The organism is Rhodococcus sp. ENV425 (assembly GCF_002887785.1).
Taxonomy (GTDB): Bacteria; Actinomycetota; Actinomycetes; order Mycobacteriales; family Mycobacteriaceae; genus Rhodococcus; species Rhodococcus aetherivorans.
The window spans coordinates 19559-40584 of record NZ_PCZU01000216.1; the positions used below are offsets into that span (position 1 = coordinate 19559).

The 21026-nt window shown below is 72.1% G+C and carries 22 protein-coding genes and 1 pseudogene; 8 read left to right on the top strand and 15 right to left on the bottom strand.

Annotation, left to right across the window (positions count from 1 at the left end; all coding sequences use genetic code 11):
* The 4 genes from CQZ88_RS31340 to CQZ88_RS18770 form a co-directional block, all read right to left on the bottom strand.
* A partial coding sequence (locus tag CQZ88_RS31340; protein ID WP_258008667.1) for a VOC family protein occupies positions 1-235 on the bottom strand: 235 nt, incomplete at its 3' end.
* A gap of 60 nt (positions 236-295) precedes the next feature.
* Positions 296-661 carry a hypothetical protein gene (locus CQZ88_RS18760; protein WP_029541450.1) on the bottom strand — a complete coding sequence of 122 codons (366 nt, stop codon included), beginning with the start codon at positions 659-661 and terminating at the stop codon, positions 296-298.
* A gap of 324 nt (positions 662-985) precedes the next feature.
* Positions 986-3055, bottom strand: coding sequence for a copper-translocating P-type ATPase (locus tag CQZ88_RS18765; RefSeq protein ID WP_029541448.1), 2070 nt, complete (start codon positions 3053-3055; stop codon positions 986-988).
* A 105-nt stretch (positions 3056-3160) separates the two neighbouring features.
* Positions 3161-3781 carry a DUF305 domain-containing protein gene (locus CQZ88_RS18770; protein WP_102800146.1) on the bottom strand — a complete coding sequence of 207 codons (621 nt, stop codon included), beginning with the start codon at positions 3779-3781 and terminating at the stop codon, positions 3161-3163.
* 134 nt (positions 3782-3915) lie between these two features.
* Between CQZ88_RS18770 and CQZ88_RS18775 the strand changes: the two genes are divergently transcribed.
* Positions 3916-4155, top strand: a complete 240-nt coding sequence (locus tag CQZ88_RS18775; RefSeq protein ID WP_029541442.1) for a hypothetical protein — start codon at positions 3916-3918, stop codon at positions 4153-4155.
* 182 nt (positions 4156-4337) lie between these two features.
* On the opposite strand, the gene CQZ88_RS18780 is transcribed toward CQZ88_RS18775, so the two are convergent.
* Positions 4338-4697 (bottom strand): MmcQ/YjbR family DNA-binding protein, encoded by a 360-nt coding sequence (locus tag CQZ88_RS18780; protein ID WP_006940324.1) that lies wholly within the window; start codon positions 4695-4697, stop codon positions 4338-4340.
* 93 nt (positions 4698-4790) lie between these two features.
* On the opposite strand from CQZ88_RS18780, the gene CQZ88_RS18785 reads away from it, so the two are divergent.
* Both CQZ88_RS18785 and CQZ88_RS18790 read left to right on the top strand, forming a co-directional pair.
* Positions 4791-5486: a response regulator transcription factor gene (locus CQZ88_RS18785; RefSeq protein ID WP_006940326.1), complete on the top strand. Its 696-nt coding sequence runs from the start codon at positions 4791-4793 to the stop codon at positions 5484-5486.
* On the top strand, positions 5483-6604 hold the full coding sequence (locus CQZ88_RS18790) for a cell wall metabolism sensor histidine kinase WalK (RefSeq protein ID WP_006940328.1): 1122 nt from the start codon (positions 5483-5485) through the stop codon (positions 6602-6604). Before CQZ88_RS18785 ends, CQZ88_RS18790 begins: the two co-directional genes overlap by 4 nt.
* Here CQZ88_RS18790 and purQ read toward each other — a convergent pair.
* The 3 genes from purQ to CQZ88_RS18805 all read right to left on the bottom strand — a co-directional run bounded on the left by purQ (position 6571) and on the right by CQZ88_RS18805 (position 9986).
* On the bottom strand, positions 6571-7248 hold the full coding sequence (gene purQ, locus CQZ88_RS18795; protein ID WP_006940330.1) for a phosphoribosylformylglycinamidine synthase subunit PurQ: 678 nt from the start codon (positions 7246-7248) through the stop codon (positions 6571-6573). The two genes, CQZ88_RS18790 and purQ, sit on opposite strands and share 34 nt — an antisense overlap.
* Positions 7245-7490: a phosphoribosylformylglycinamidine synthase subunit PurS gene (purS, locus tag CQZ88_RS18800; RefSeq protein ID WP_006940332.1), complete on the bottom strand. Its 246-nt coding sequence runs from the start codon at positions 7488-7490 to the stop codon at positions 7245-7247. The genes purQ and purS overlap by 4 nt, the downstream gene beginning before the upstream one ends.
* A 114-nt stretch (positions 7491-7604) precedes the next feature.
* Positions 7605-9986, bottom strand: coding sequence for a PAS domain-containing hybrid sensor histidine kinase/response regulator (locus tag CQZ88_RS18805; protein ID WP_102800147.1), 2382 nt, complete (start codon positions 9984-9986; stop codon positions 7605-7607).
* A 202-nt stretch (positions 9987-10188) separates the two neighbouring features.
* Here CQZ88_RS18805 and CQZ88_RS18810 point away from each other — a divergent pair, with 202 nt between their 5' ends.
* From CQZ88_RS18810 to CQZ88_RS18820, 3 genes are all read left to right on the top strand, one after another.
* Positions 10189-10506 carry a heavy-metal-associated domain-containing protein gene (locus tag CQZ88_RS18810; RefSeq protein WP_006940337.1) on the top strand — a complete coding sequence of 106 codons (318 nt, stop codon included), beginning with the start codon at positions 10189-10191 and terminating at the stop codon, positions 10504-10506.
* Positions 10507-10533: 27 nt separating this feature from the next.
* Positions 10534-12774 carry a cation-translocating P-type ATPase gene (locus CQZ88_RS18815; RefSeq protein ID WP_050034636.1) on the top strand — a complete coding sequence of 747 codons (2241 nt, stop codon included), beginning with the start codon at positions 10534-10536 and terminating at the stop codon, positions 12772-12774.
* Positions 12775-12855: 81 nt separating this feature from the next.
* Positions 12856-13572 (top strand): hypothetical protein, encoded by a 717-nt coding sequence (locus CQZ88_RS18820; RefSeq protein ID WP_006940340.1) that lies wholly within the window; start codon positions 12856-12858, stop codon positions 13570-13572.
* Positions 13573-13582: 10 nt separating this feature from the next.
* On the opposite strand, the gene CQZ88_RS18825 is transcribed toward CQZ88_RS18820, so the two are convergent.
* Positions 13583-13771 carry a hypothetical protein gene (locus CQZ88_RS18825; RefSeq protein ID WP_006940342.1) on the bottom strand — a complete coding sequence of 63 codons (189 nt, stop codon included), beginning with the start codon at positions 13769-13771 and terminating at the stop codon, positions 13583-13585.
* A gap of 62 nt (positions 13772-13833) precedes the next feature.
* Positions 13834-15312 carry a carboxylesterase/lipase family protein gene (locus tag CQZ88_RS18830; RefSeq protein ID WP_102800148.1) on the bottom strand — a complete coding sequence of 493 codons (1479 nt, stop codon included), beginning with the start codon at positions 15310-15312 and terminating at the stop codon, positions 13834-13836.
* A 159-nt stretch (positions 15313-15471) separates the two neighbouring features.
* On the opposite strand from CQZ88_RS18830, the gene CQZ88_RS18835 reads away from it, so the two are divergent.
* Together CQZ88_RS18835 and CQZ88_RS18840 are read left to right on the top strand one after the other, a co-directional pair.
* Positions 15472-16014 carry a flavodoxin domain-containing protein gene (locus CQZ88_RS18835; RefSeq protein WP_006940346.1) on the top strand — a complete coding sequence of 181 codons (543 nt, stop codon included), beginning with the start codon at positions 15472-15474 and terminating at the stop codon, positions 16012-16014.
* Between the two features lie 128 nt (positions 16015-16142).
* Positions 16143-16787: an MBL fold metallo-hydrolase gene (locus CQZ88_RS18840; RefSeq protein ID WP_006940348.1), complete on the top strand. Its 645-nt coding sequence runs from the start codon at positions 16143-16145 to the stop codon at positions 16785-16787.
* Positions 16788-16841: 54 nt separating this feature from the next.
* On the opposite strand, the gene CQZ88_RS18845 is transcribed toward CQZ88_RS18840, so the two are convergent.
* From CQZ88_RS18845 to CQZ88_RS18865, 5 genes and pseudogenes are all read right to left on the bottom strand, one after another.
* The gene (locus tag CQZ88_RS18845) at positions 16842-18485 is read right to left on the bottom strand and encodes an FAD-binding dehydrogenase (protein WP_006940350.1); all 1644 of its coding nucleotides are present in this window, start codon (positions 18483-18485) and stop codon (positions 16842-16844) included.
* A gap of 48 nt (positions 18486-18533) precedes the next feature.
* Positions 18534-19238, bottom strand: coding sequence for a DUF2334 domain-containing protein (locus tag CQZ88_RS18850; protein WP_006940351.1), 705 nt, complete (start codon positions 19236-19238; stop codon positions 18534-18536).
* A 30-nt stretch (positions 19239-19268) separates the two neighbouring features.
* The gene (gene bluB / locus CQZ88_RS18855; protein WP_006940353.1) at positions 19269-19922 is read right to left on the bottom strand and encodes a 5,6-dimethylbenzimidazole synthase; all 654 of its coding nucleotides are present in this window, start codon (positions 19920-19922) and stop codon (positions 19269-19271) included.
* Between the two features lie 5 nt (positions 19923-19927).
* Positions 19928-20422 (bottom strand): glutathione peroxidase, encoded by a 495-nt coding sequence (locus CQZ88_RS18860; protein ID WP_006940357.1) that lies wholly within the window; start codon positions 20420-20422, stop codon positions 19928-19930.
* 69 nt (positions 20423-20491) lie between these two features.
* A pseudogene (locus CQZ88_RS18865) lies at positions 20492-21026 on the bottom strand (methylamine utilization protein); the annotation flags it as partial.

A 21026-nucleotide genomic window follows, 5' to 3' on the forward strand; every position in this document is an offset into this window, starting at 1 on the left:
GCACCTCGGCGTCGAGATCGGGCGCCACCAGGTCGAGGTGGACCCGGTTCTTGCCCGGGGTCGGATCCGGAACCTTCTGGAAACCGAGTTTCTGTGCGGTGCCGGGCATTCCGACGATGTAGAACCAGCCGTCGTTGTCCTGCTCGATCCGGCCGCCGATCTGCTCGGCCCACCACGTGGCAAGCGGGCCGGGGTCGGCGCTGTCGAAGGTGATCATGCCGATGTTCAGTGCCATGGCCGGGACGGTAGCGGACGGGACCGACACGGGTGTGCCGCCACGGCACCGGGTTCGCCGTCAGCAGGCGGCGCGGACGAGCTGGGTGATGCGGTCCACCTGCTGATCGGTGGGGGTGACCGCCCCGTTGGCGGACAGCTCCGCGACCCGGCTGTTGATCTCCTCGTCGCTCGCCCCGTCGTCGATCAGGGGACAGGTTTCGGTGACGATCGCCTCGATGGAGGCGTCGTCCCGACCGTCGGCCAGGTTCGGGTAGCCCGTCCGGAAGGTTGCGACGAAGGTCCCCAACTTCGCTGCGTCGACGGCACGTTGGACGACGCTGGAGGCGACGCTGCCGGCCGGGCGGGTCGTGCTCTCGGGCGCGGACGTCTCGTCGTCGGATCCGCAGGCGGTGAGCAGGAAGAGGGCGGCGACCGCCGCCACCACAGCAGTCTTGGTCTTCATTGTTCGAGCGTGACACGCCGGGACGCGCCCGCGCCGGTGAAAGGCGGAATTCACGGTGAGCCGTCGCGCTCACGCGCTTCCCGGCCCGGAAGGGGACGGCCGAACGGCCCCGGCAAAGATGCGTAATGCTACTCGAGACAACGGCGACGACGTGCGGCATAGTGATACCCGGCACGGCCGATCGGGGGATTCGGCGGTGCCCGCCGGAGCCGGTTGGGGGCCGCGCTCCGGACCGCAGGAGAAGGGGCCCCGCCGCCGATCGGGACGGCGGCGGGGCCCCTTTCGTCGCGTCGGGCGACGGTCGTCTCAGCTCCGGGCTGCGACCTTCGCCGGATCCAGCTCCAGCCGGCGCAGCAACTGCGCGTTCAGTGCCACGACGATCGTGGAGACCGACATGAGCACGGCAGCGACCGCAGGCGGCAGGACCACCCCGGCGAAGGCCAGCGCACCGGCCGCGAGGGGCACCGCGACGACGTTGTACCCGGTGGCCCAGGCCAGGTTCTGCCACATCTTGCGGTAGCTCGCCCGCGACAGTGCGATCACCGACAGCACGGCGCGCGGATCGTCTGCGGCCAGGACCACGCCGGCCGACTCGACGGCGACGTCGGTGCCCGCGCCGATCGCGATGCCGACGTCGGCCCGCGCCAGCGCCGGCGCGTCGTTGACCCCGTCACCGACCATCGCGACGCGGTGCCCGCGGGCCTGCAGCTCGGCGACCTTCGCGTCCTTGTGTTCGGGCAGCACGTTCGCGAACACCTCGTCGATACCGAGGTCGGCGGCGACGGCGTCGGCCACCTGCCGCGCGTCCCCGGTGATCATGGCGACCTTCACCCCGCGCGCGTGCAGGGCGTCGATCGCCTGCCGCGACTCCTCGCGCACCGCGTCCTCGAGCGCGACGGCTCCCAGCACCGTGCCGTCGCGCACGACGTGCAGCACCGACGCCCCGCGGGCGACCCAGCGGTCGGTCGCGGCCGCGACGTCGGCGGGCACGTGCGCCCGCAGGTCCGCGAGCACGGCCGGACCGCCGACGAACACGGTCGCCCCGTCCACCACGGCCCGCACCCCGCGGCCGGGCAGGGAGCGGAAATCCTTCGTCGGCAACATGACTCGCCCTCCCGCGGCGGCGACGACGGCGCGGGCGACGGGGTGCTCGCTGTCGGATTCGACCGCGGCGGCCAGGGTCAACAGGTCGTCCTCGGTGGTGCCGGCGGTGGCGACGACGTCGGTGACGACGTGCCGCCCCTGGGTCAGGGTCCCGGTCTTGTCGAACAGGACGACGTCCACGCCGCGCATCCGCTCCAGCGACAGCCGGTCCTTGACGAGCACGCCGGCGCGGGCGGCGCGCTCGGTCGAGATGGCGATGACGAGTGGGATGGCCAGGCCCAGCGCGTGCGGGCACGCGATGACCAGGACCGTGACGGTACGGACGACGGCCTCGTCGACGTTGCCGAGCAGCGTCCACACGGCGAAGGTGAGGACGCCGGCGACGGTGGCGAAGTAGAAGAGGAAGGCGGCGGCCCGGTCCGCGAGCGCCTGGGCTCGCGAGGACGAGGCCTGCGCGTCGGCGACCATGCGCTGGATGCCGGCGAGCGCGGTGTCCTCCCCCACCGCGGAGATGCGGACGCGCAGTGCACTGTCGGTGGCGACCGTGCCGGCGACGACGGTGTCGCCCACGGCGCGGGGCACGGCGCGGGACTCGCCGGTGATCATCGACTCGTCCACGTCGGCGCGCCCGTCGACGACCGTGCCGTCGGCCGGGACGCGCGCACCGGCGCGCACCAGCGCGACGTCGCCGACGGCCAGGTCGGCGAGGGCGACCTGCACGACGCCGTCCGCGGTCACCTTCTCGGCGGTGTCGGGCAGCATCGCGGCCAGGGCGTCGAGCGCGCGCGACGCCGAGCCCAGCGCCCGCATCTCGAGCCAGTGCCCGAGCAGCATGATCACGATCAGCAGCGCCAGTTCCCACCAGAAATCGAGGTCGAACCCGCCCAGCCCGAGCGTGGTCACCCAGGACGCCGCGAACGCGACGCTGATGGCCATGGCGATGAGCAGCATCATTCCGGGCCGGCGGTCCCGCAGCTCGTTCCACCCGCCGACGAGGAAGGGGCTGCCGCCGTAGGCGAACACGACCGTGCCGAGGACGGGCGAGACCCATCCGGCCCACGCGGCGTCGGGCAGCGCGTAGCCGAGCAGGTCGGCGAACATGGCGCTGAACGCCACGATCGGAACCGCGAGGACCAGGCTCACCCAGAATCTGCGACGGAAGATCTCACCGTGTGGCCCGTGCCCGGCGTGCCGGTCCCGGGCGCGGTGGGCGTCGCGCGCTCCGGGCGGCGCGGTGTGGGCAGCGTGTCCGTGGTGTGCGAGCTCTGTCATGGCTCCCGCCTCGATCCGTTTCCGTTTCCGTGGACCCTTCCATTGATACCCCCTGGGGGTATGAATGGAAGGGGTGGGACGGTCACGATCCGATCACGGCCCCGACTACCGCTCGAGCATGGCGCGCATCTCGTCGATCTCCGCCTGCTGCGTCGCGATGATCGACTCGGCGAGTTGCCGCGCCTCCGGGTTCACGCCCTCGGCCAGCTCGGTCTGCGACATCTCGATCGCGCCCTCGTGGTGGACGATCATCATGGTCAGCCACATGCGGTCGAAGTCCATGCCGCGGGCCCCCATCATGGAGTCCCACTCGTCGTCGGACATCATTCCCGGCATCCCGCCGGGCATGCCCATGCCGCCGTGACCCATCCCGTCCTCGTCCGGCGCCTCCTGCCCCCAGCTGTCGAGCAGCGACACCATCTGCTCCATCTCGGGTTCCTGCGCGGCCTCGATGCGGGCGGCGAGGTCGATGAGCTGCGGATCCTCGCTGCGTTCGGGCACGGCCTGGGCCATCTGCACGGCCTGCGCGTGATGGGGATACATCTCCTGCAGGAACTCGACGTCCGCGTCGACGAACTGCGCCTGCCCGGCCGGCACCGAGGTCTGGGACGTGCCCGGAGTCGCCGTCCCCGCCTGCTGCTGCGGCTCGTCGCTGCCACACGCCACGATCACCAGGGCGAGCGGAACCGCCGCCGCTGCCGCTACTACTCTCTTGTTCCACAACATGATTCGACGGTACCCGCCGTATCGGCCGAGTCCGGGGCCGCAGCCCCGCCCCGGCCGGTCCTTCATCGAAACTTCATCGGCCGCAACGCCCGCCCACACGCGGCGGCGCGCACACTCGTCGTAGGAGGTGCGCGATGATGGGTTGGTACGGCGGCGCAGGCTGGGCCGCCGCCCTCGCAATGGGTGTGTTCTGGCTGTTGCTCGCCGGGGTGGTGGTGTGGGCGGTGGTCCGGGCGGCGGCGCCACCGGATCCCGGCGACGACGCCCGCCGGATCCTGGACCGGCGGCTCGCCTCCGGCGAGATCGACGTCGCAACCTACCGGACTCTGCGCGACGAACTGGACGCGCGGCCCCGACGACGGACGCGTCGATAGATCCGCCTGCTCGATACGCGATGCAGCGCATTCACGGGGTCACCGCGATCCGATCCGTCGTCGACGGGTCGCCGAACAATTCTCTGCCGCAACCCGAGTGGCGGGCAGCCGGGGGCGCCCGGCCCTCGTCCCCCGCGGCATGGTCACCCGCGGCATGGTCGGCACCCTGCGGCACTCGCTCGTCAGCGATGTTCCCGGCGGGCATCGAACGCCGCGACGACCCGCTTCGGCGCGGTCAGCCGCCACGCATCCTCGATCAGTTCCGCCAACTCGACCGTGTCGACCGCGGCGAAAACCACGTCGATCCAGCCGTAGCGCCCGAAGAACGGGGCCGCGCGGAACACGTCCGGATCCTCGTGGAGCAGGGCCGCCTGGGTGTCCACGGTGGCTTTGAGGCAGACCGTGGCCGCACCGTAACCCAGGAGGCCGAACATCTTGTTCCGCACCCGGTACGTGGGTTGGTCACCCCAGCTGTCCACCACCACTTCACGTGCCTCGGGCAGCGCCAGCATCATCGCGCGCACACTGTCCGCGCTGGGCATGGGATCTCCTCGGTCGGCGGACAGGGCCACCCAGTTGTACACCCGACCCGCGACAGGGAACGGACGGCCGCGAGTGCTGGGTACCCTGGCCGCGTGCACACCCCCGGCCCCCGCATCCTCGTAGTCGACGACGAAGCCGCCCTGGCGAAGGTGGTGGCCAGCTATCTCGAACGGGAGGGCTTCGAGGTCGCGCTCGCCTACGACGGACCGACGGCCGTCGCGCTGGCTCGGCAGACGGACCCGGTGCTCGTGGTGCTCGACCTGATGCTGCCGGGATTCGACGGCATCGAGGTGTGCCGGCAGCTGCGGACCTTCTCGGACGCGTACGTGCTCATGCTCACCGCCCGTGGCGACGAGGTGGACAAGGTGATCGGCCTGTCGGTGGGCGCCGACGACTACGTCGTGAAGCCTTTCGGGCCACGGGAGCTCGTCGCCCGGGTGCGTGCCATGCTGCGCCGGCCCCGCAGTGGCACCGCGGCGGAGGCACCGCGCCGGATCGGCGGGCTCGTCGTCGATCCGGTGTCGCGCACCGTCTCGGTCGACGACGCGCCGGTGGAGCTGACACGCACGGAATTCGATGTGCTGCTGGCACTTTCGGATCGACCTTCGGCGGCGCTCTCACGCCGGCAGATCATCGACGAGGTGTGGGGGCCGAACTGGTTCGGCGACGAGCACATCGTCGACGTCCACATCCGCGCCCTGCGCCGCAAGCTCGGCGACGATGCCGCCGCCCCGCGCTTCGTCCGGACCGTGCGCGGGGTCGGGTATGCGATGGAGGCCGCGCGGTGAACCGGCTGGGACTGCGCGGGCGGCTGCTGATCGCGCAACTGCTCGTGCTGTTCGTCGGGGCCGCGACGCTCACCGTCGTCGCGACGCTGGTGGCCGCCCCGCTGTTCCACTACCACCTCGCCCACGCGGGCGTGGAGGACACGCAGGTCCGCCTTCACACCGAGGAGGCGTTCGCGCAGGCCGGGGCGGTCGCGCTCGCCGCCGGGGCAGCCGTCGCGCTCGGTGCCGCGGCGATCACGTCCGTGGTCCTGGTGCGCCGCATCACCGCGCCGGTGGGCCGGCTGGTGGAGGCCGCGGGCCACGTCGCCCGCGGCCGCTACGACGTGCCGATCACCCGGTCCGGCGACGCGGACTTCGCCCGGCTCGAGAACGCCTTCGCCGACATGGCGGGCCGCCTGCACAGCACGGAGCTCTCACGACGCCGGCTGCTCGACGATCTCGCCCACGAACTGCGCACACCCGTGGCCACGCTCGAGGCCTACCTCGAGGGCATCGAGGACGACGTACTGCCCGCCGACGCCACCTCGTGGCAGGTGATGCACCACCAGCTCGACCGGCTGCGGCGTCTCGTGTCGGACCTGTCCGACCTCTCCGCCGCGGACGAGCACGCGCTCGCCCTGCACCCCGAGGAGGGCGACCTCGCCGCGGCGGTGACGGCATCGGTCTCGGCCGCGGCACCGCGGTTCGCCGACAAGCAGGTCGGGCTCGGGACGGAGCTGCCCGAGGCGCTGCCGCCGGTCCGGTTCGATTCGCAGCGAGTGGCGCAGATCCTGGCGAACCTGCTCGAGAACGCCCTGCGTCACACGCCGGCCGGGGGCCGGGTGGTCGTCACGTGCGAGCGCGCGGACCGGGCGGCCGTGCGGGTGCGGGTCCGCGACACGGGCGACGGCATCCCCGCGGATCAGCTCGACGCGGTGTTCGAGCGGTTCCACCGGATCGATCCGGCCCGCAGCCCCGGCGGCAGCGGCCTGGGCCTGACCATCGCGCGCAGTCTCGCCCGCGCCCACGGCGGCAATCTCACGGCCGCGAGCGACGGGCCGGGGCGCGGTGCCCGCTTCGACCTGACCCTGCCCACGAACGGGAATCAGGCGGAGACGACCGCGTCGAGAACGCTGTAGAACATGCCGAGCCCGTCGTCGCTGGGACCGGTGAGCGCTTCGGTGGCGTGCTCGGGGTGCGGCATCAGGCCGACGACGCGGCCGTTCGCCGACGAGATGCCCGCGATGCCGCGCTGGGAGCCGTTCGGGTTGTCGCCGGCGTAGCGGAACACCACGCGGCCCTCACCCTCGAGTTCGTCCAGCACCTTCTCCGAGGCCTGGAACCGGCCCTCACCCGACTTGAGGGGCACCAGGATCTCGGCCCCGGCCTCGTAGCGGGTGGTCCACGCGGTGGTGTTCGACTCCACCTTCAGCCACTGGTCGCGGCAGATGAAGTGCAGGCCCTCGTTGCGGGTGAGGGCCCCCGGCAGCAGACCCGCCTCGCACAGCACCTGGAAGCCGTTGCAGATGCCGAGCACCGGCATCCCGCCCCGAGCGGCCTCGACGACCTTGCCCATGACCGGGGCGAACCGCGCGATGGCGCCGCAGCGCAGGTAGTCGCCGTAGGAGAAGCCACCCGGCACGATGACCGCGTCGACTCCCCTCAGGTCGGCGTCGCCGTGCCAGAGGCTGACGGCCTCACCGCCGGCGAGTTCGACGGCGCGGGCCGCATCGATGTCGTCGAGCGTGCCCGGGAAGGTGATGACTCCGACGCGGGCACTCATGCGTCACCGTCGATCCGCCGCACGGTCCAGTCCTCGATGACCGTGTTGGCGAGCAGAGCCTCGGCGATCTTCTCGACCTCGGCGTCGTCGACGCTGCCGTCGACCTCGAGCTCGAAGCGCTTTCCCTGACGGACGTCGGACACGCCCGCGAAGCCCAGTCGCGACAGCGCCCCGACAATGGCCTGGCCCTGAGGATCGAGAATCTCGGCCTTGGGCATGACTTCGACGACGACACGAGCCACGTGCTGCTCCTCGGTAGTAGTGCTGGCGCCCGGGGACGGACACCGGACAGCCCGCAGTTTACCGGCCGACCCGAGCCGGTCCGGAATCGGCAGGGCCCGACGCCGGCGGCCCCGTCACGGCTGTGGCGGCCCCGGCTCGGCGAGCGACGCCGTGAAGTTCTCGACGATCTCGGCCGCGAGGGTGCGGACCTTGACGTTCGTCGCCTGCGACATCGCCGACAGCTGCGCGAACGCGGTGTCCGCGTCGACCCGGTGCGCTGCCATGAGCAGGCCCACGGCCCGGCTCGTGACACTCCGTGTGTCCAAGGCGGTCCGGAGCGAGGCGGCCTCGCGCTCGCCGGCGGCGAGCAACGCCTCCCGCAGCCGCGACATCTCCAGGTGCACGCGGACCCGGGCGATCAGCTCGCTGGGATGGAACGGCTTGACGACGTAGTCGTCGGCACCGGCCCGCAGCCCCTCGACGGCGGACTCCGATCCGGCCCGGGCCGTGAGCAGGATCACCGGCAGCCGCACCAGCCGTTCGTCGCCCCGCACGTCCTGCAGCAGCGACAACCCGCTACGTCCGGGCAGCATGACGTCGCTGAGGAGCAGGTCGGGAACCTCCGTCCGGATCCGCTCGAGCGCGGACTCGGCGTCGGCGGTGACGTCGACGTGCCAACCCTGCGCGGCGAGCAGGTCGACGAGATGGTCACGCATGTCCGCGTTGTCCTCGACGAGGAGCAGGCGCGGTTGCCCCTCGCGCGGTCCGGCGCCGGGGGTCGCGACGGGCCGCCACGCCTCGGCCTCCCCCAGATACGCCGCGCCGGCGGACGCCACGACGTCGTCCGCGGCGCGTGGTGCCGGCTGCGCGCTCGGCACCGCGGGCACCGTCACCGTGAACACCGAGCCGTGCGGGGCGACGGCGTCGACGGACACCGAACCACCCAGGGCGGCAACGAATTGCGCGACAAGAGACAGCCCGATGCCCGAGCCCTCGCGGCTGCGGCCGGACCGGTCGCCGATCTGGTAGAAGCGGTCGAAGATCTTGCCCCGCTCGGCCTCCGCGATGCCTGTGCCGGTGTCGGCGACACGCAGCACCAGGTTCGCCCCGTCACCCCGCAGGGACACGGCGACCGATCCCTCCGGCGTGAACTTCATCGCGTTGGACAGCAGGTTCAGCACGATGTGCGTCCACATCGCCCGGTCGGTCGCCACGTACCGGGTCGGCACATTGTCGACCTCGACGAGGAGCGCGAGCCCCGCGCGGTCCGCGGCGTCGCGGAACAGTTCGGCGGCCTCGCGCGTCACCGCGACGATGTCGGTGGGCTCGGTGTGGGCGTCGAGCCGGCCGGCGTCCCCACGCGCAACGTCGAGCAGCATGTCGACGAGCCGCTGCAGGCGCAGGGCGGCCCGCCGCGCCGCCGCGACGGCGTCGACCTGGGCGGGTGGCAGCGCGGCGGCGTGCTCGTCGAGCAGGGTCTGCAGCGGCCCGAGGAGCAGCGTCAGCGGGGTGCGGAACTCGTGGCTGACGTTCTCGAAGAACCGGCTCTTGGCGGCGTCGAGCTCGGCGAGTTCGGCCGCCCGCCGGCGTTCGGCCTCGTAGGCCTGCGCATCGGACAGGGCCGTGGACACGCGGACCGCGACCATATCGAGGAACACCCGGTACTGCTCGTTCAGCTCGCGGAACCGGCTGATGCCGAGCACGAGGGAGCCGGCCGGGCCACCAGCGGAGACCGGGAGCGGCAGGACCACCGCGGTGTCGCCGTCGCGGCCGAGGTCCGCGACGGTCTCGGCCTTGCCGGACTCGGCGACCCGGGCGATCACCTCCGGCAGGTCCGACGCGGCGCCGGGAGCGGTGCCGAACTCGGCGACCGTCACCGTCACCTCGTCGCGGCACAGGTGGGCACTGCCGAACGGCAGATCGTCCTCGTGGCCGGCGAGCAGGCCGAGCGCAGCCCGGCAGGCATCGTCGGCGGTGTCGGTCTCCGTCATCGAGAGCTGGCCGAGTTCCCGCAGGACGGCGGCCCGGCGCTCGGCGAGCACCTGCTCGGTGACGTCCGTGGTGGCGACGAAGATGCCCGCGACGGTGCCGTCGGCGGCCCGGACGGGGCTGTAGGAGAACGTCCAGTACGTCTCTTCCGTGTAGCCGAATCGGTGCATGAACAACTGCATCCGCTCCGACAGGGTCGGCTCCCCGCGTTGCGCCTGGGCGAAGAGGGCGCCGACGAAGTCCCAGATCTCGCCCCAGCACTCGGAGGCCCGCTGGGCGACCGCCGCCGGAAACTTCTCGCCGAGGAGGGGCCGGAAGGCGTCGTTGAAGATCTGCACCAGTTCGGGGCCCCAGCACAGCAGCATGGGCACCCGCGACGGAACGACGGTCCGCACGGCCGCCGTCAGTTCGGCAGGCCAGGTGTCGATCGGCCCCAGCGCGGTCGACGCCCAGTCGGCGGCGCGGTGGGCGGTCGCGGTGGGATCCGATTCCGGGAACAGGGCGCGGGCCGAAGTCTCGTCGTTCACCTCGGTGTCGCCTCACATCCTTGCCGTCGGTCCTGTCGGAGGTTCTCAGGATAAGGCGGGCCGGCCCGCCGCTTTCCGGGCCTTGTCCCGCCCCGACGGCACGCGGCATTCCTGAAGATTCGATGAAGAGCACGTCCCGCCCTGGCGGTTCAATACCCCTAGGGGGTATAAATGGGGTGCACCCACGCAGAGGAGAATCGCGATGACCCGGCTCCTGCCCCTGACCGACACGGCCAGCGGCTGCCGCTGCGGCAGCCACCCCACCGAACCGACCGGACCGAGCAGTGAGGACCCCCGAATGAACACCCAGGCCTTCCCCGTCGTCGGCATGACCTGCGGCCACTGCGCCGGCGCCGTCACCGAGGAACTGCGCGCCCTGCCCGGCGTCGAGGACGTACACGTCGAACTGGTCGCGGGCGGCGTCTCCACCGTCACGGTGACCAGCGTCGACGGAATCGACGACGAGGCCGTCGCCACCGCGCTCGACGAGGCCGGCGACTACCGCCTCGCCCCGCAGTGACCCGCCGACCCGAGAAGGGACCCGCCCATGACCACGGGTGAGATGGTGCACGAGGTAGAACTCTCGATCGGCGGCATGACCTGCGCCTCCTGCGCGGCGCGCATCGAGAAGAAGCTCAACCGGATGGACGGCGTGACCGCCACCGTCAACTACGCGACGGAGAAGGCGAAGGTCACCTATGCGCACGGGGTCGCCCCCGACGACCTCGTCGCGACGGTCGAGGCGACCGGCTACACCGCCGCGCTCCCCGCCCCGCCCCGGGCCGAGGAGGCCACCGAGGCCGCCCCCGAACCGGACGAGGCCGCCGCCTGGCGTCAGCGCCTGACCGTCTCCGCGGTCCTCACCGTGCCGGTGGTACTGCTGTCGATGATCCCGGCGCTGCAGTTCGACAACTGGCAGTGGCTGACCCTGACCCTCGCCTCCCCCGTCGTGGTGTGGGGGGCACTGCCGTTCCACCGCGCCGCCTGGACCAACGCCCGCCACGGCGCCGCCACGATGGACACCCTCATCTCCGTCGGCGTCACGGCCGCGTACCTCTGGTCGCTGTGGGCGTTGTTCTTCACCCACGCCGGCATGACCGGGATGCGGATGACGTTCGACCTGCTCCCCACCGGAAGCTCCGAGCCGCACATCTATCTCGAGGTCGCCGCCGCCGTCACCACCTTCATTCTCGCGGGGCGCTATTTCGAGGCCCGCGCCAAGCGGCAGTCGGGCGCGGCCCTGCGGGCACTGCTCGACATGGGCGCCAAGGACGTCGCCGTGCTGGGCGACGGTGACACCGAAACCCGGATCCCGATCGGCCGGCTCACCGTCGGCGACCGGTTCGTCGTGCGTCCCGGCGAGAAGATCGCCACCGACGGCGTCGTCGTCTCCGGCACCTCCGCCGTCGACGCGTCGATGCTCACCGGCGAACCCGTGCCCGTCGAGGTCGGGCCCGCGGACCCCGTCGTCGGCGCGACCGTCAACGCGGGCGGCCGGCTCGTGGTCCGCGCGACCCGCGTCGGCGCCGACACCCAGCTCGCTCAGATGGCGCGGCTGGTGACGGAGGCGCAGAACGGCAAGGCCGAGGTGCAGCGGCTCGCCGACCGGGTGTCGGCGGTGTTCGTCCCGATCGTCATCGGGCTGTCGCTGCTCACCCTCGCCGGCTGGCTCCTCACGGGCAACTCGGTGACCGCGGCGTTCACCGCTGCCGTCGCAGTACTGATCATCGCCTGCCCCTGCGCGCTGGGCCTCGCGACCCCGACCGCACTGCTCGTCGGCACCGGCCGCGGCGCCCAGCTCGGCATCCTGATCAAGGGACCGCAGATCCTCGAATCCACCCGCCGCGTCGACACCGTCGTGCTCGACAAGACGGGCACCGTCACCACCGGCCGCATGGCCGTGGCCGCGGTGCACGCGGCGGACGGCGGCTCCGAGGACGAGGCGCTGCACCTGGCGGGGTCGCTCGAGCACGCCTCCGAGCACCCCATCGGGCGCGCCGTCGCCGACCGGGCCGCGGCCACCGGGGCTCTCTCGCCGGTGGAAAGCTTCGAAAACCACGGTGGACGAGGGGTTTCCGGTGTCGTCGACGGACACGCCGTGCTCGCGGGCCGGCTGTCCTGGCTGCGCGACGAGTGGTCGCTGACCGCGCCCGAATCGCTGCGACGGAGCGCCGGGGCCGCCGAGGCCGAGGGCCGCACACCGGTGTGGATCGCCTGGGACGGGCGCATCCGGGCGATCGTCGTCGTCTCGGACACCATCAAGGACACCTCCGCGTCGGCGATCGCCGATCTGCGCGAACTCGGCCTGCGGCCGGTGCTGCTCACCGGCGACAACCGCAGCGCCGCCGAGACCGTCGCGAAGCAGGTCGGCATCGACGAGGTCATCGCCGAGGTCCTGCCCGCCGACAAGGTCGACGTGGTCAAGAGGCTGCAGGAAGAGGGCCGGGTCGTCGCCATGATCGGCGACGGCGTCAACGACGCGGCCGCCCTCGCCCAGGCAGACCTCGGACTGGCGATGGGCACCGGCACCGACGTCGCGATCGAGGCCTCCGACCTGACGCTCGTGCGCGGCGACCTGCGGGCCGCTCCCGACGCGATCCGGCTCGCCCGCGCCACCCTGCGCACCATCAAGGGCAACCTGTTCTGGGCGTTCGCCTACAACGTCGCGGCCCTGCCGCTCGCGGCGCTCGGGTTGCTCAACCCGCTGATCGCCGGCGCGGCGATGGCGTTCAGCTCGGTGTTCGTGGTCAGCAACAGCCTGCGGCTGCGGCGGTTCAGCCCCCGCTGAGGCCCGCACCCACGACGCGCTGCCGGCGGAAGGTCTCCGATTCGCCGGCAGCGCGTCGTCGTGCTGTGTCACGCTCGTGCCATGGAGGCGGAGCGGGACCAGCTGCTGCTCACGGTGCGTAACCTCGCCCGGTTCCACCGCGAGCACGAGAAGTTCTATTCCGAATCGCCGTTCCACGACGTGATCCGGCTGCACCGCAGCTCACGTGCCCTGAAGGCGCTCGCCGAGCGGTGGTCGGTCGTCGCACCACTCGAACGGACGTCGCCGAGCCCGTTCGCCGGCGCGCCCGACCTCAACGACGATCGGGCCACCGAGACGCTCGGCATCCTGTTCATGGAGAGCGGCGACGAACCCGCCGAGATCACCAGACTGAAGGCCGACCTCGGGGCGCTCGCCGAGGCGAACCGGACGACCGGGCAGTGGCTCGCCGACGCCATGGCGACCGCCTGGGACGTGCTCGAGGCGCTGCTGGCCTACCCGGGCCTGGCGGACCTGCTCGCCGAACGGCACCGCATCGTCACCAACGACTGGCAGTGCGCGACGACGGCCCAACTCGTCGCCCGCAACCTCGACCGGGCGGTCGCGATCCTGGGACGCATCGACTTCACCGCAGCCGCCCTGCGCGCGGACCTCGCCGGGGACCGCATCGCGCCACGTTACGTCTTCTCGGCCGCGGAAATGATCGACCACGCCGCCGATCTCGCGGCGCAGAGCGCGGTGCTCACGCACGAGAACGAGCGGCGCTGGCGGATCTTCCACGATCGGGTCGAGCAGATCGTCGCCGGCCCGGAGCCGTAGCCCCGGCCGCTCAGCACCCCTGCGTGTCGAGGAGGACACAGTCCCACGTGACGGTCCGCTCCGCCGGGATGCGGCCACCGCCCTCCCACAGCGTCGGCGGCCCGGACGGGTGCACCGAATACCAGCCCGGATACCGGGTCGGCGTGCGATTCGCGAGCTGGGTGATCCAGCCCCGGCGCAGGGCGACGCCTCCGGGCACCGGGATACCGTGCGGCCGCCCTACCCGCCGCGGGCGCTGCCCTCACGGATTCCGCTGCGACGTCACCCGATCCAGCACGCCAGCTCGTCGGCGCGCGGATCGGCCACCACCGGATCACCCTCACCGCCGAACACCCGGACCGGCCGCGAGGCACCGATCGTTGCCCATCCCGGACCTCCCGTGGTCGCGAACTGCACCCAGGCGCGGTGCATCTCGTCGGCGAGGGCCTGCGGGGGCCGATCGCCGGTGAGCCGGTGGGAGACGTCGAGGCGGTCGAAGACGAACGCGATCTCGAGGGCATGGCACGCCCGCAGATCCTGCACCGGGCTCGGCCAGGCGAACTCGTACAACCACGCCGTGCCACCGCGGCGGGCGACCGCGTCGGCCAGGGTGACCGTGCCCGACCGGAAGGCGTAATCGGTGAGGACGGCGGCGAGCACGTCGCCGGGAGTCGCGCCCGGCCGGTGGGCCGCGTACAGGTCGGCGAGCGCGGGATCGATCCCGTACCGCTGCAGGACGAACGGCAGGTTGTCGTCGGTGATCGCCGCGGCGATACCGGTCGGCACCAGGAAGAAGCGGAACTCGTCCGTGGTCGTGCCGGCCAGCACCGGCACACCCGTGCCCGCTCCGGCGGCGATCGCGTCGATCGGCAACGACGGCAGAATCTCCCCGTCGATCGTCGGGAACATGCTCATCACGCCCAAGCCGCGCTGCACCACCGACCCGCCCCACCGGGCCGGGTCCGGATTCTGGGCGAGGTCGAGGCCGAGAGCGTCCTGGGCCGCCTGCAGGACGTCCGGGGCGAGGGCCCCGAACGCCTCGGCCGTGGCCGGCACACCCAGGCGGTCGGCGAGGACAGCCCCCACCCGGCGCGCGTCCTCGAGGTCCGAGGCGGCCGTGGCGTTGCCGCTCTGCACGACGGCGCGGTGGAACAGTCCGCTCGCGGCGGGCGAGGCCAGCAACGTGGCCACGCTCATCCCGCCCGCCGACTCGCCGAACACCGTCACGTTGTCCGGGTTGCCGCCGAAGGCCCGGATGTTGTCCTGCACCCAGCGCAGCGCGGCGAGCTGATCCAGCAGGCCACGATTGTCCGGCGCGCCGTCGAGCGACAGGAACCCGGTGACGCCGAGCCGGTAGTTGATGCCGACCAGCACCACACCGTCGCGCGCGAAGGCGCGTCCGTCGTAACTGTCGATCCGGTTCGAGCCGCGGGTGAACGCGCCACCGTGGATCCACACCATCACCGGCAACCCGGAGGCGCCCGGATCGGGTGTCCACACGGACAGATTCAGGCACTCGTCGCCGGGTTCGATGACGTTGCCGAGCAATGCGGCCGCCGGAGCGGCGTACGGCGCCTGAGGGCAGGTGGGGCCGGGCGCGGTGGCGTCGCGGACACCGTCCCAACGCGGCGCCGGGCCCGGGGCCGCGAACCGCGCCGCCCCCACCGGGGCGGCCGCGTACGGAATGCCCAGAAAGGCCCACACTCCGTCGGTCGGCGTGCCCCGAACCGTTCCCCCGGTCGTCTGCACCGTATCCGTCATGCCCCGATCCTCTCCTCGCAGCTCCTCACAACGCCACCCACCCGAGCGAATGTATCGCTGATCTCCGTAGGCCGACGGAAAGTCACATTCGCTCGGTCCGACGGCTCCTATGCTGAGTTGGACGGTCGTCGACTTTCCGCCCAGCCGAGGAGGCGCGGCATGCGAGCACTGGTGGTGTACGAATCGATGTTCGGGAACACCCGTCACGTGGCGGAAGCCGTCGCGCGCGGGCTGGGACCGGCGGACGCGGTGCGCACGGTCCCCGTGACGCAGGCGCATGAGGAGAACCTGTCCGAATACGACCTGGTGGTCGTCGGCGGCCCGACGCATGCGCACGGCATGAGCCGGGAGTCGACGCGCCACGGCGCGGTCGAGCAGGCCGAGAAACCCGACAGCGGGCTGACGCTCGAGCCGGACGCCGAGAGCGAGGGCGTCCGCGAGTGGCTCGATTCGCTGCCGGCCGGCGGCGGGAAGGCCGCATCGTTCGACACGCGCATCGACATCGCGGCCGTCCTGACCGGGCGCGCCGGCAAGGGCATCGCCAAGAAGCTGCGCAAGCACGGGTTCGAACTCGTCGCCGATCCGGAGAGCTTCCTCGTCGACAAGCAGTCGAAGCTCGAGCCCGGCGAGGAGGATCGGGCCGAGCAGTGGGGCCGCTCGCTCGCCCAGCAGGCAGCGAGCGGGTCCGAGGAGCTGCGCTGACCCGCCCGCGGGCCGAGCGAATGTATCGCTCATCTCCGTAGGCCGACGGAACGATACATTCGCTCGGCGCAACCCGGACGCGAGATCGCTCGGCGCGCCGCGGCACGCGACGGTCCATACTCGGGTGCATGCGACTGACCCACTTCGGACATTCCTGCCTGCTCGTGGAGCACCTGGGCGCGACGATCCTGTTCGACCCGGGGAATTTCTCGCACGGCTTCGAGGGCATCACGGGGCTCGACGCGATCCTGGTCACCCATCAGCACCCGGACCACGCCGACCCGGCGCGACTGCCGGCGCTGGTGGAGGCCAACCCGGGGGCCGCCCTGTACGCGGACCCGCAGACCGCCGCTCAGCTGGGCGGCGGCTGGAAGGCCGTGCTCCCGGGCGACGCATTCACCGTCGGCGACGTGCGCGTGCGCGGCACCGGAGGCCGGCACGCCGTCATCCACCCGGAACTGCCGGTCATCGACAACACCGCCTATCTGCTCGGCGACGCCGAGAACCCGGCGCGGCTGCTGCATCCGGGCGATTCGCTGTACATCCCGAACGAAGAGGTCGACGTGCTCGCGCTGCCCGCCGCGGCACCGTGGCTGAAGATCTGGGAGTCGGTGGACTATCTGCGCGCGGTCAATCCGCGGGTGGCCGTGCCGATCCACCAGGGCATCGTCGCGGAGCAGGCCACCGGCATCTTCTACGGCCGTTACTCCGAGATGGCGCCGGAGGGCACCGAGTTCCGGGTGCTGCCCGCCGAGGATTCGGTCGAGGCGTAACCGCCGGTGCGTCCTTTGGGCTGCAGTAGCCGCCCAAAGGACGCACCGGCCGCGTCAGCGGCCTGCGGCCCTCCCGGCGGCGCGGCCGGAGAAGATGCAGCCGCCGAGGAACGTGCCCTCGAGCGAGCGGTAGCCGTGTACCCCGCCGCCGCCGAATCCGGCGACCTCACCGGCGGCGAACAGGCCCTCGAACACCGAGCCGTCGGCCTTCAGCACCCGGCCCGACAGGTCGGTCTCGAGCCCGCCCAACGTCTTGCGCGTCAGCAGGTGCAGCTTGACCGCGATCAGCGGTCCGGCCTTGGGATCGAGCAGCCGGTGGGGGGCGGCGATGCGGGTGATCCGGTCCGGCAGGTAGGCGCGGGCCGCGCGCATCGCCGCGACCTGCAGATCCTTGGTGTACTTGTTCGCGATCTCGCGATCGCGGGACTCGACGACCTGCTTGACCGTCGCGTAATCCAGCGGCGCATCCGGGGTGATCTCGTTCATTCCTGCCACCAGTTCGGCGAGGGTGTCGCGGACGACGAAGTCGACGCCGCGGCGCTTGAACGCCTCCACCGGTCCGGGTGCGCCGGGCTTGACCCGCTGCAGCACCTTGCGGATGTCGCGTCCGGTCAGGTCCGGGTTCTGTTCCTGGCCGGAGAGCGCGAACTCCTTCTCGATGATCTTCTGGTCGAGCACGAACCAGGTGTGGTCGTGGCCGCTGCGCACGATGTGCTCGAGGGTGCCGAGGGTGTCGAAGCCCGGGAACAGCGGCACCGGCAGTCGCTTGCCGGTGGCGTCGAGCCACAGCGACGACGGGCCGGGCAGGATGCGGATGCCGTGGTTGGGCCAGACGGGGTCGTAGTTGGTGATGCCCTCGGTGTAGTGCCACATCCGGTCGCGGTTGACGACGCGCCCGCCGGCGCGTTCGGTGATCTCGAGCATCCGCCCGTCGACGTGCGCCGGCACGCCGGTGAGCATGTGCTTCGGCGGGTCTCCCAGCCGCTTCGGCCAGTTCTTCTTCACCAGGTCGTAGTTGCCGCCGATGCCGCCCGACGTGACGATCACCGCGCCGGCCGAGAGTTCGAACTCGCCGGTCGCCACGCGCGACGACGCCACGCCCCGCGCCGCCGACGACGGCTCGAGCACGGTTCCGCGCACCCCGGTGACGGCGTTGCCGGTGACGACGAGGTCGTCGACGCGGTGCCGGTTCCGCAGGATCACCCGGCCGCGCTCGACGCCGTCGAGCACCCTGCGGGCGAAGATCTCGACGAGGGCCGGTCCGGTGCCCCACGTGATGTGGAAGCGCGGCACGGAGTTGCCGTGACCGCCGGCGTCGTAGCCGCCGCGTTCGGCCCAGCCGACCATGGGGAACAGCTTCAGCCCGCGTTCCTTCAGCCACGCGTGCTTTTCTCCGGCCGCGAACTCGACGTAGGCCTGCGCCCAGCGGCGCGGCCAATAGTCCTCGTCCTCCCGGTCGAAGGCGGCGCTGCCCATCCAGTCCTGCAGGGCCAGGTCGTACGAGTCGCGGATGCCGAGCCGGCGCTGCTCGGGGGAATCCACGAAGAACAGCCCGCCGAACGACCAGAAGGCTTGTCCCCCGAGGTTGTGCGAGTTCTCCTGGTCGACGAGCACCACGGTGCGCCCGGCGTCGATGAGTTCGGCCGTGGCGACGAGCCCGGCCAGGCCGGCGCCCACCACGATCACGTCTGCGTCCATGCCCGCCAACCTACTGCAGGGTAGGTTCGTGTGGGCGGATCTTCGGGCTCAGGCCGCGCCGAGTGTGCGCAGGCGCGGCGGCCAGCGGTAGACGGAGGGCTGCGCCTCGAGGTGCAGGGCGAGGTCGATCGCGTCGAGCATCGCCTGCCGCGGCCCCGGCCGGTCGAGTTGCTTGCCGGAGATCGACAGCCGCAGCAGCCCGCCGCGCCGTGCGACCCGGGCGGCGCCGATGACCATCGCCCGGCACCACCACGGTTCGGCCTTGGCGCCCTCGCCGATGCCGAACACCCGTGCATGGGTGACGGTATCGCGGTCGAGGTCGTGGATTCCGGCGGCGCCGGCCAGGAGCCGGAAACCGGTGGCGGGCAGCGCCGCGACGGCCCCGGGCGAGGCGAGCCAGCGCGGCGGCGCGAACAGCCGGGTCCGCAGCCCCGTCTCCTCGAGCACCCGGTCGGCGGCGAGCAACCGCAGCCGCGCCTCGTGTTCGGGCAGGACCGCGAACTCGGCGCGCCGCCGCTTGGTCGCGGCCTGATCGTAGCCGTGGAGCACGATGGCGTCGCCGCCCTCGCGACGCTCGAGCAGCCACTCCTGGGTGTGCGGGTCGCGCGCCAGCCGGTAGTGATCCTTCAGTCGCGGCGCGACGAGCAGCGACAGCGGCACGCCGCGGGCGTCCATCTCCCGGGCGAAGGCGTCCACCGCCGGGCGGGTTTCGTCCCTGATGCCCGACACCGACACGATCAGCTGGCCGCTCATGGGCTCCACGGTGCCAGGGCCGGGTGAACGTCAGGCGTCGCGGACCTGAAGGGTTTCGGCATGCACGGCGTCGGCGAGGGGCCGGCCGGTCCGCCACCCGAACCGTTCGAGGTCCGGCACCTCCTGCAACCGCGCCACGGGGCCGACGCACAGCCACGCGATCGGCCGCACCGGGGTCCGCGCCCCGACGAAGTCGGCGAGGAACGCCTCGTCGTAGAACGAGACCCAGCCGACACCGAGTCCTTCGACGGTCGCCGCGAGCCACAGGTTCTGGATCGACAGCACCGCCGAGAACACGCCCACGTCGTCGATCGTGTGCCGGCCGAGGATGTGCTGCCCGCCCCGCGACGGGTCGTAGGTGACCACGATCCCGGTGCCGGACTCGGCGATGCCCTCGACCTTGATGGGGTCGAAGGTGCGCCGCCGCTCCTCCGGCAACGAGTCCGCGAACGCGCGACGGCATCCGGCGACGTGGTCGGCGAACTCGGCGAGCCGCTGCGGGTCGCGGACCACCACGAAGTCCCACGGCTGGGTGTTGCCGACGCTGGGCGCGGCGTGCGCCGCACCCAGCACCCGCCACAGGACCTGCTCGTCGACGCGCTCGCCGGTGAACTCCGCGCGAACGTCGCGGCGCGCACGGATCACGTCGTACAGGGCCGCCCGCGCATCGATGGTGTCGGTCATCGCGGTCAGCGGGGCAGCGCGGCTTCGATGGCCGCGATCACCTCGGGGGCGTCGGGCTCGGTGCGCGGCCGGAACCGGGCGACGACGTTCCCGTCCGGCGCGACGAGGAACTTCTCGAAGTTCCACTGCACGTCGCCGGCCTCCCCGTTCGCGTCGGGGTGCTGGGTGAGCTCGGTGTAGAGGGGGTGCCGGCTCTCGCCGTTGACGTCGATCTTCTCCATCAGCGGGAACGTGACGCCGTAGTTGGTGGAGCAGAAGGTCCGGATCTCCTCGGCGGTGCCCGGCTCCTGGCCCATGAACTGGTTGCACGGCACACCGACCACGGTCAGGCCCCGGTCCGCGTACTCGACGGCGAGCTTCTCGAGCGCCGTGTACTGCGGGGTCAGGCCGCACTTGGAGGCGACGTTGACCACGAGGACCGCGCGGCCGTCGAACTCGGCGAGGGAGGTGGGCACCCCGCCGAGGGTGTTGATGCCGATGTTCTGCAGAGAAGTCGTCATGCCGCCCGACGTTAGTCGCGGCGGTCCCGGGTGCGGTAGTGCGCCCGGAAACCGCCGCGAACCGGCACGTCAGAGTGCGGCGACGACCGCGAACGCGCCGAGGGCGACGAGCACGGCGCCGGTCAGCGTCTGCACGCGGCGGTCGACCACGCACATCGCCGACAGGAAGCCCGGCATCGACCCGCCGCCGCGGGTGTGCAGGATCGCCAGCAGGCTCGGCAGGCACCGGCCGAGCGAGACGAGCGTGAACAGGGCGGCGCCGAGCGCCGGGGAGCCGACCACGGCGACGCCGAGCACCAGCAGGTAGTACGCGCTCGACCGGATGAAGATCACGAAGCCGGGTCCGATCATGGCGCCGAAGAGCAGCGAGACCTTCCACGGGGCCATCGACCGGCGCAGGTGCCGCGGCAGCTGCCGGCGGCGCATCGGCGTCGGCAGCGTCACCAGACCCAGCTCGTGCAGACCGTAGGCGAACGCGACGACGCCCCACGCGACGAGCGCCCACGTCACCGGGACGGATCCGGCGACGAGCGCACCGAGCGCGCCGACGAGCGCACCGGTGGGGGCGCCGGTCGCGACCGACCCGAGCGCGTGCCAGCCCAGC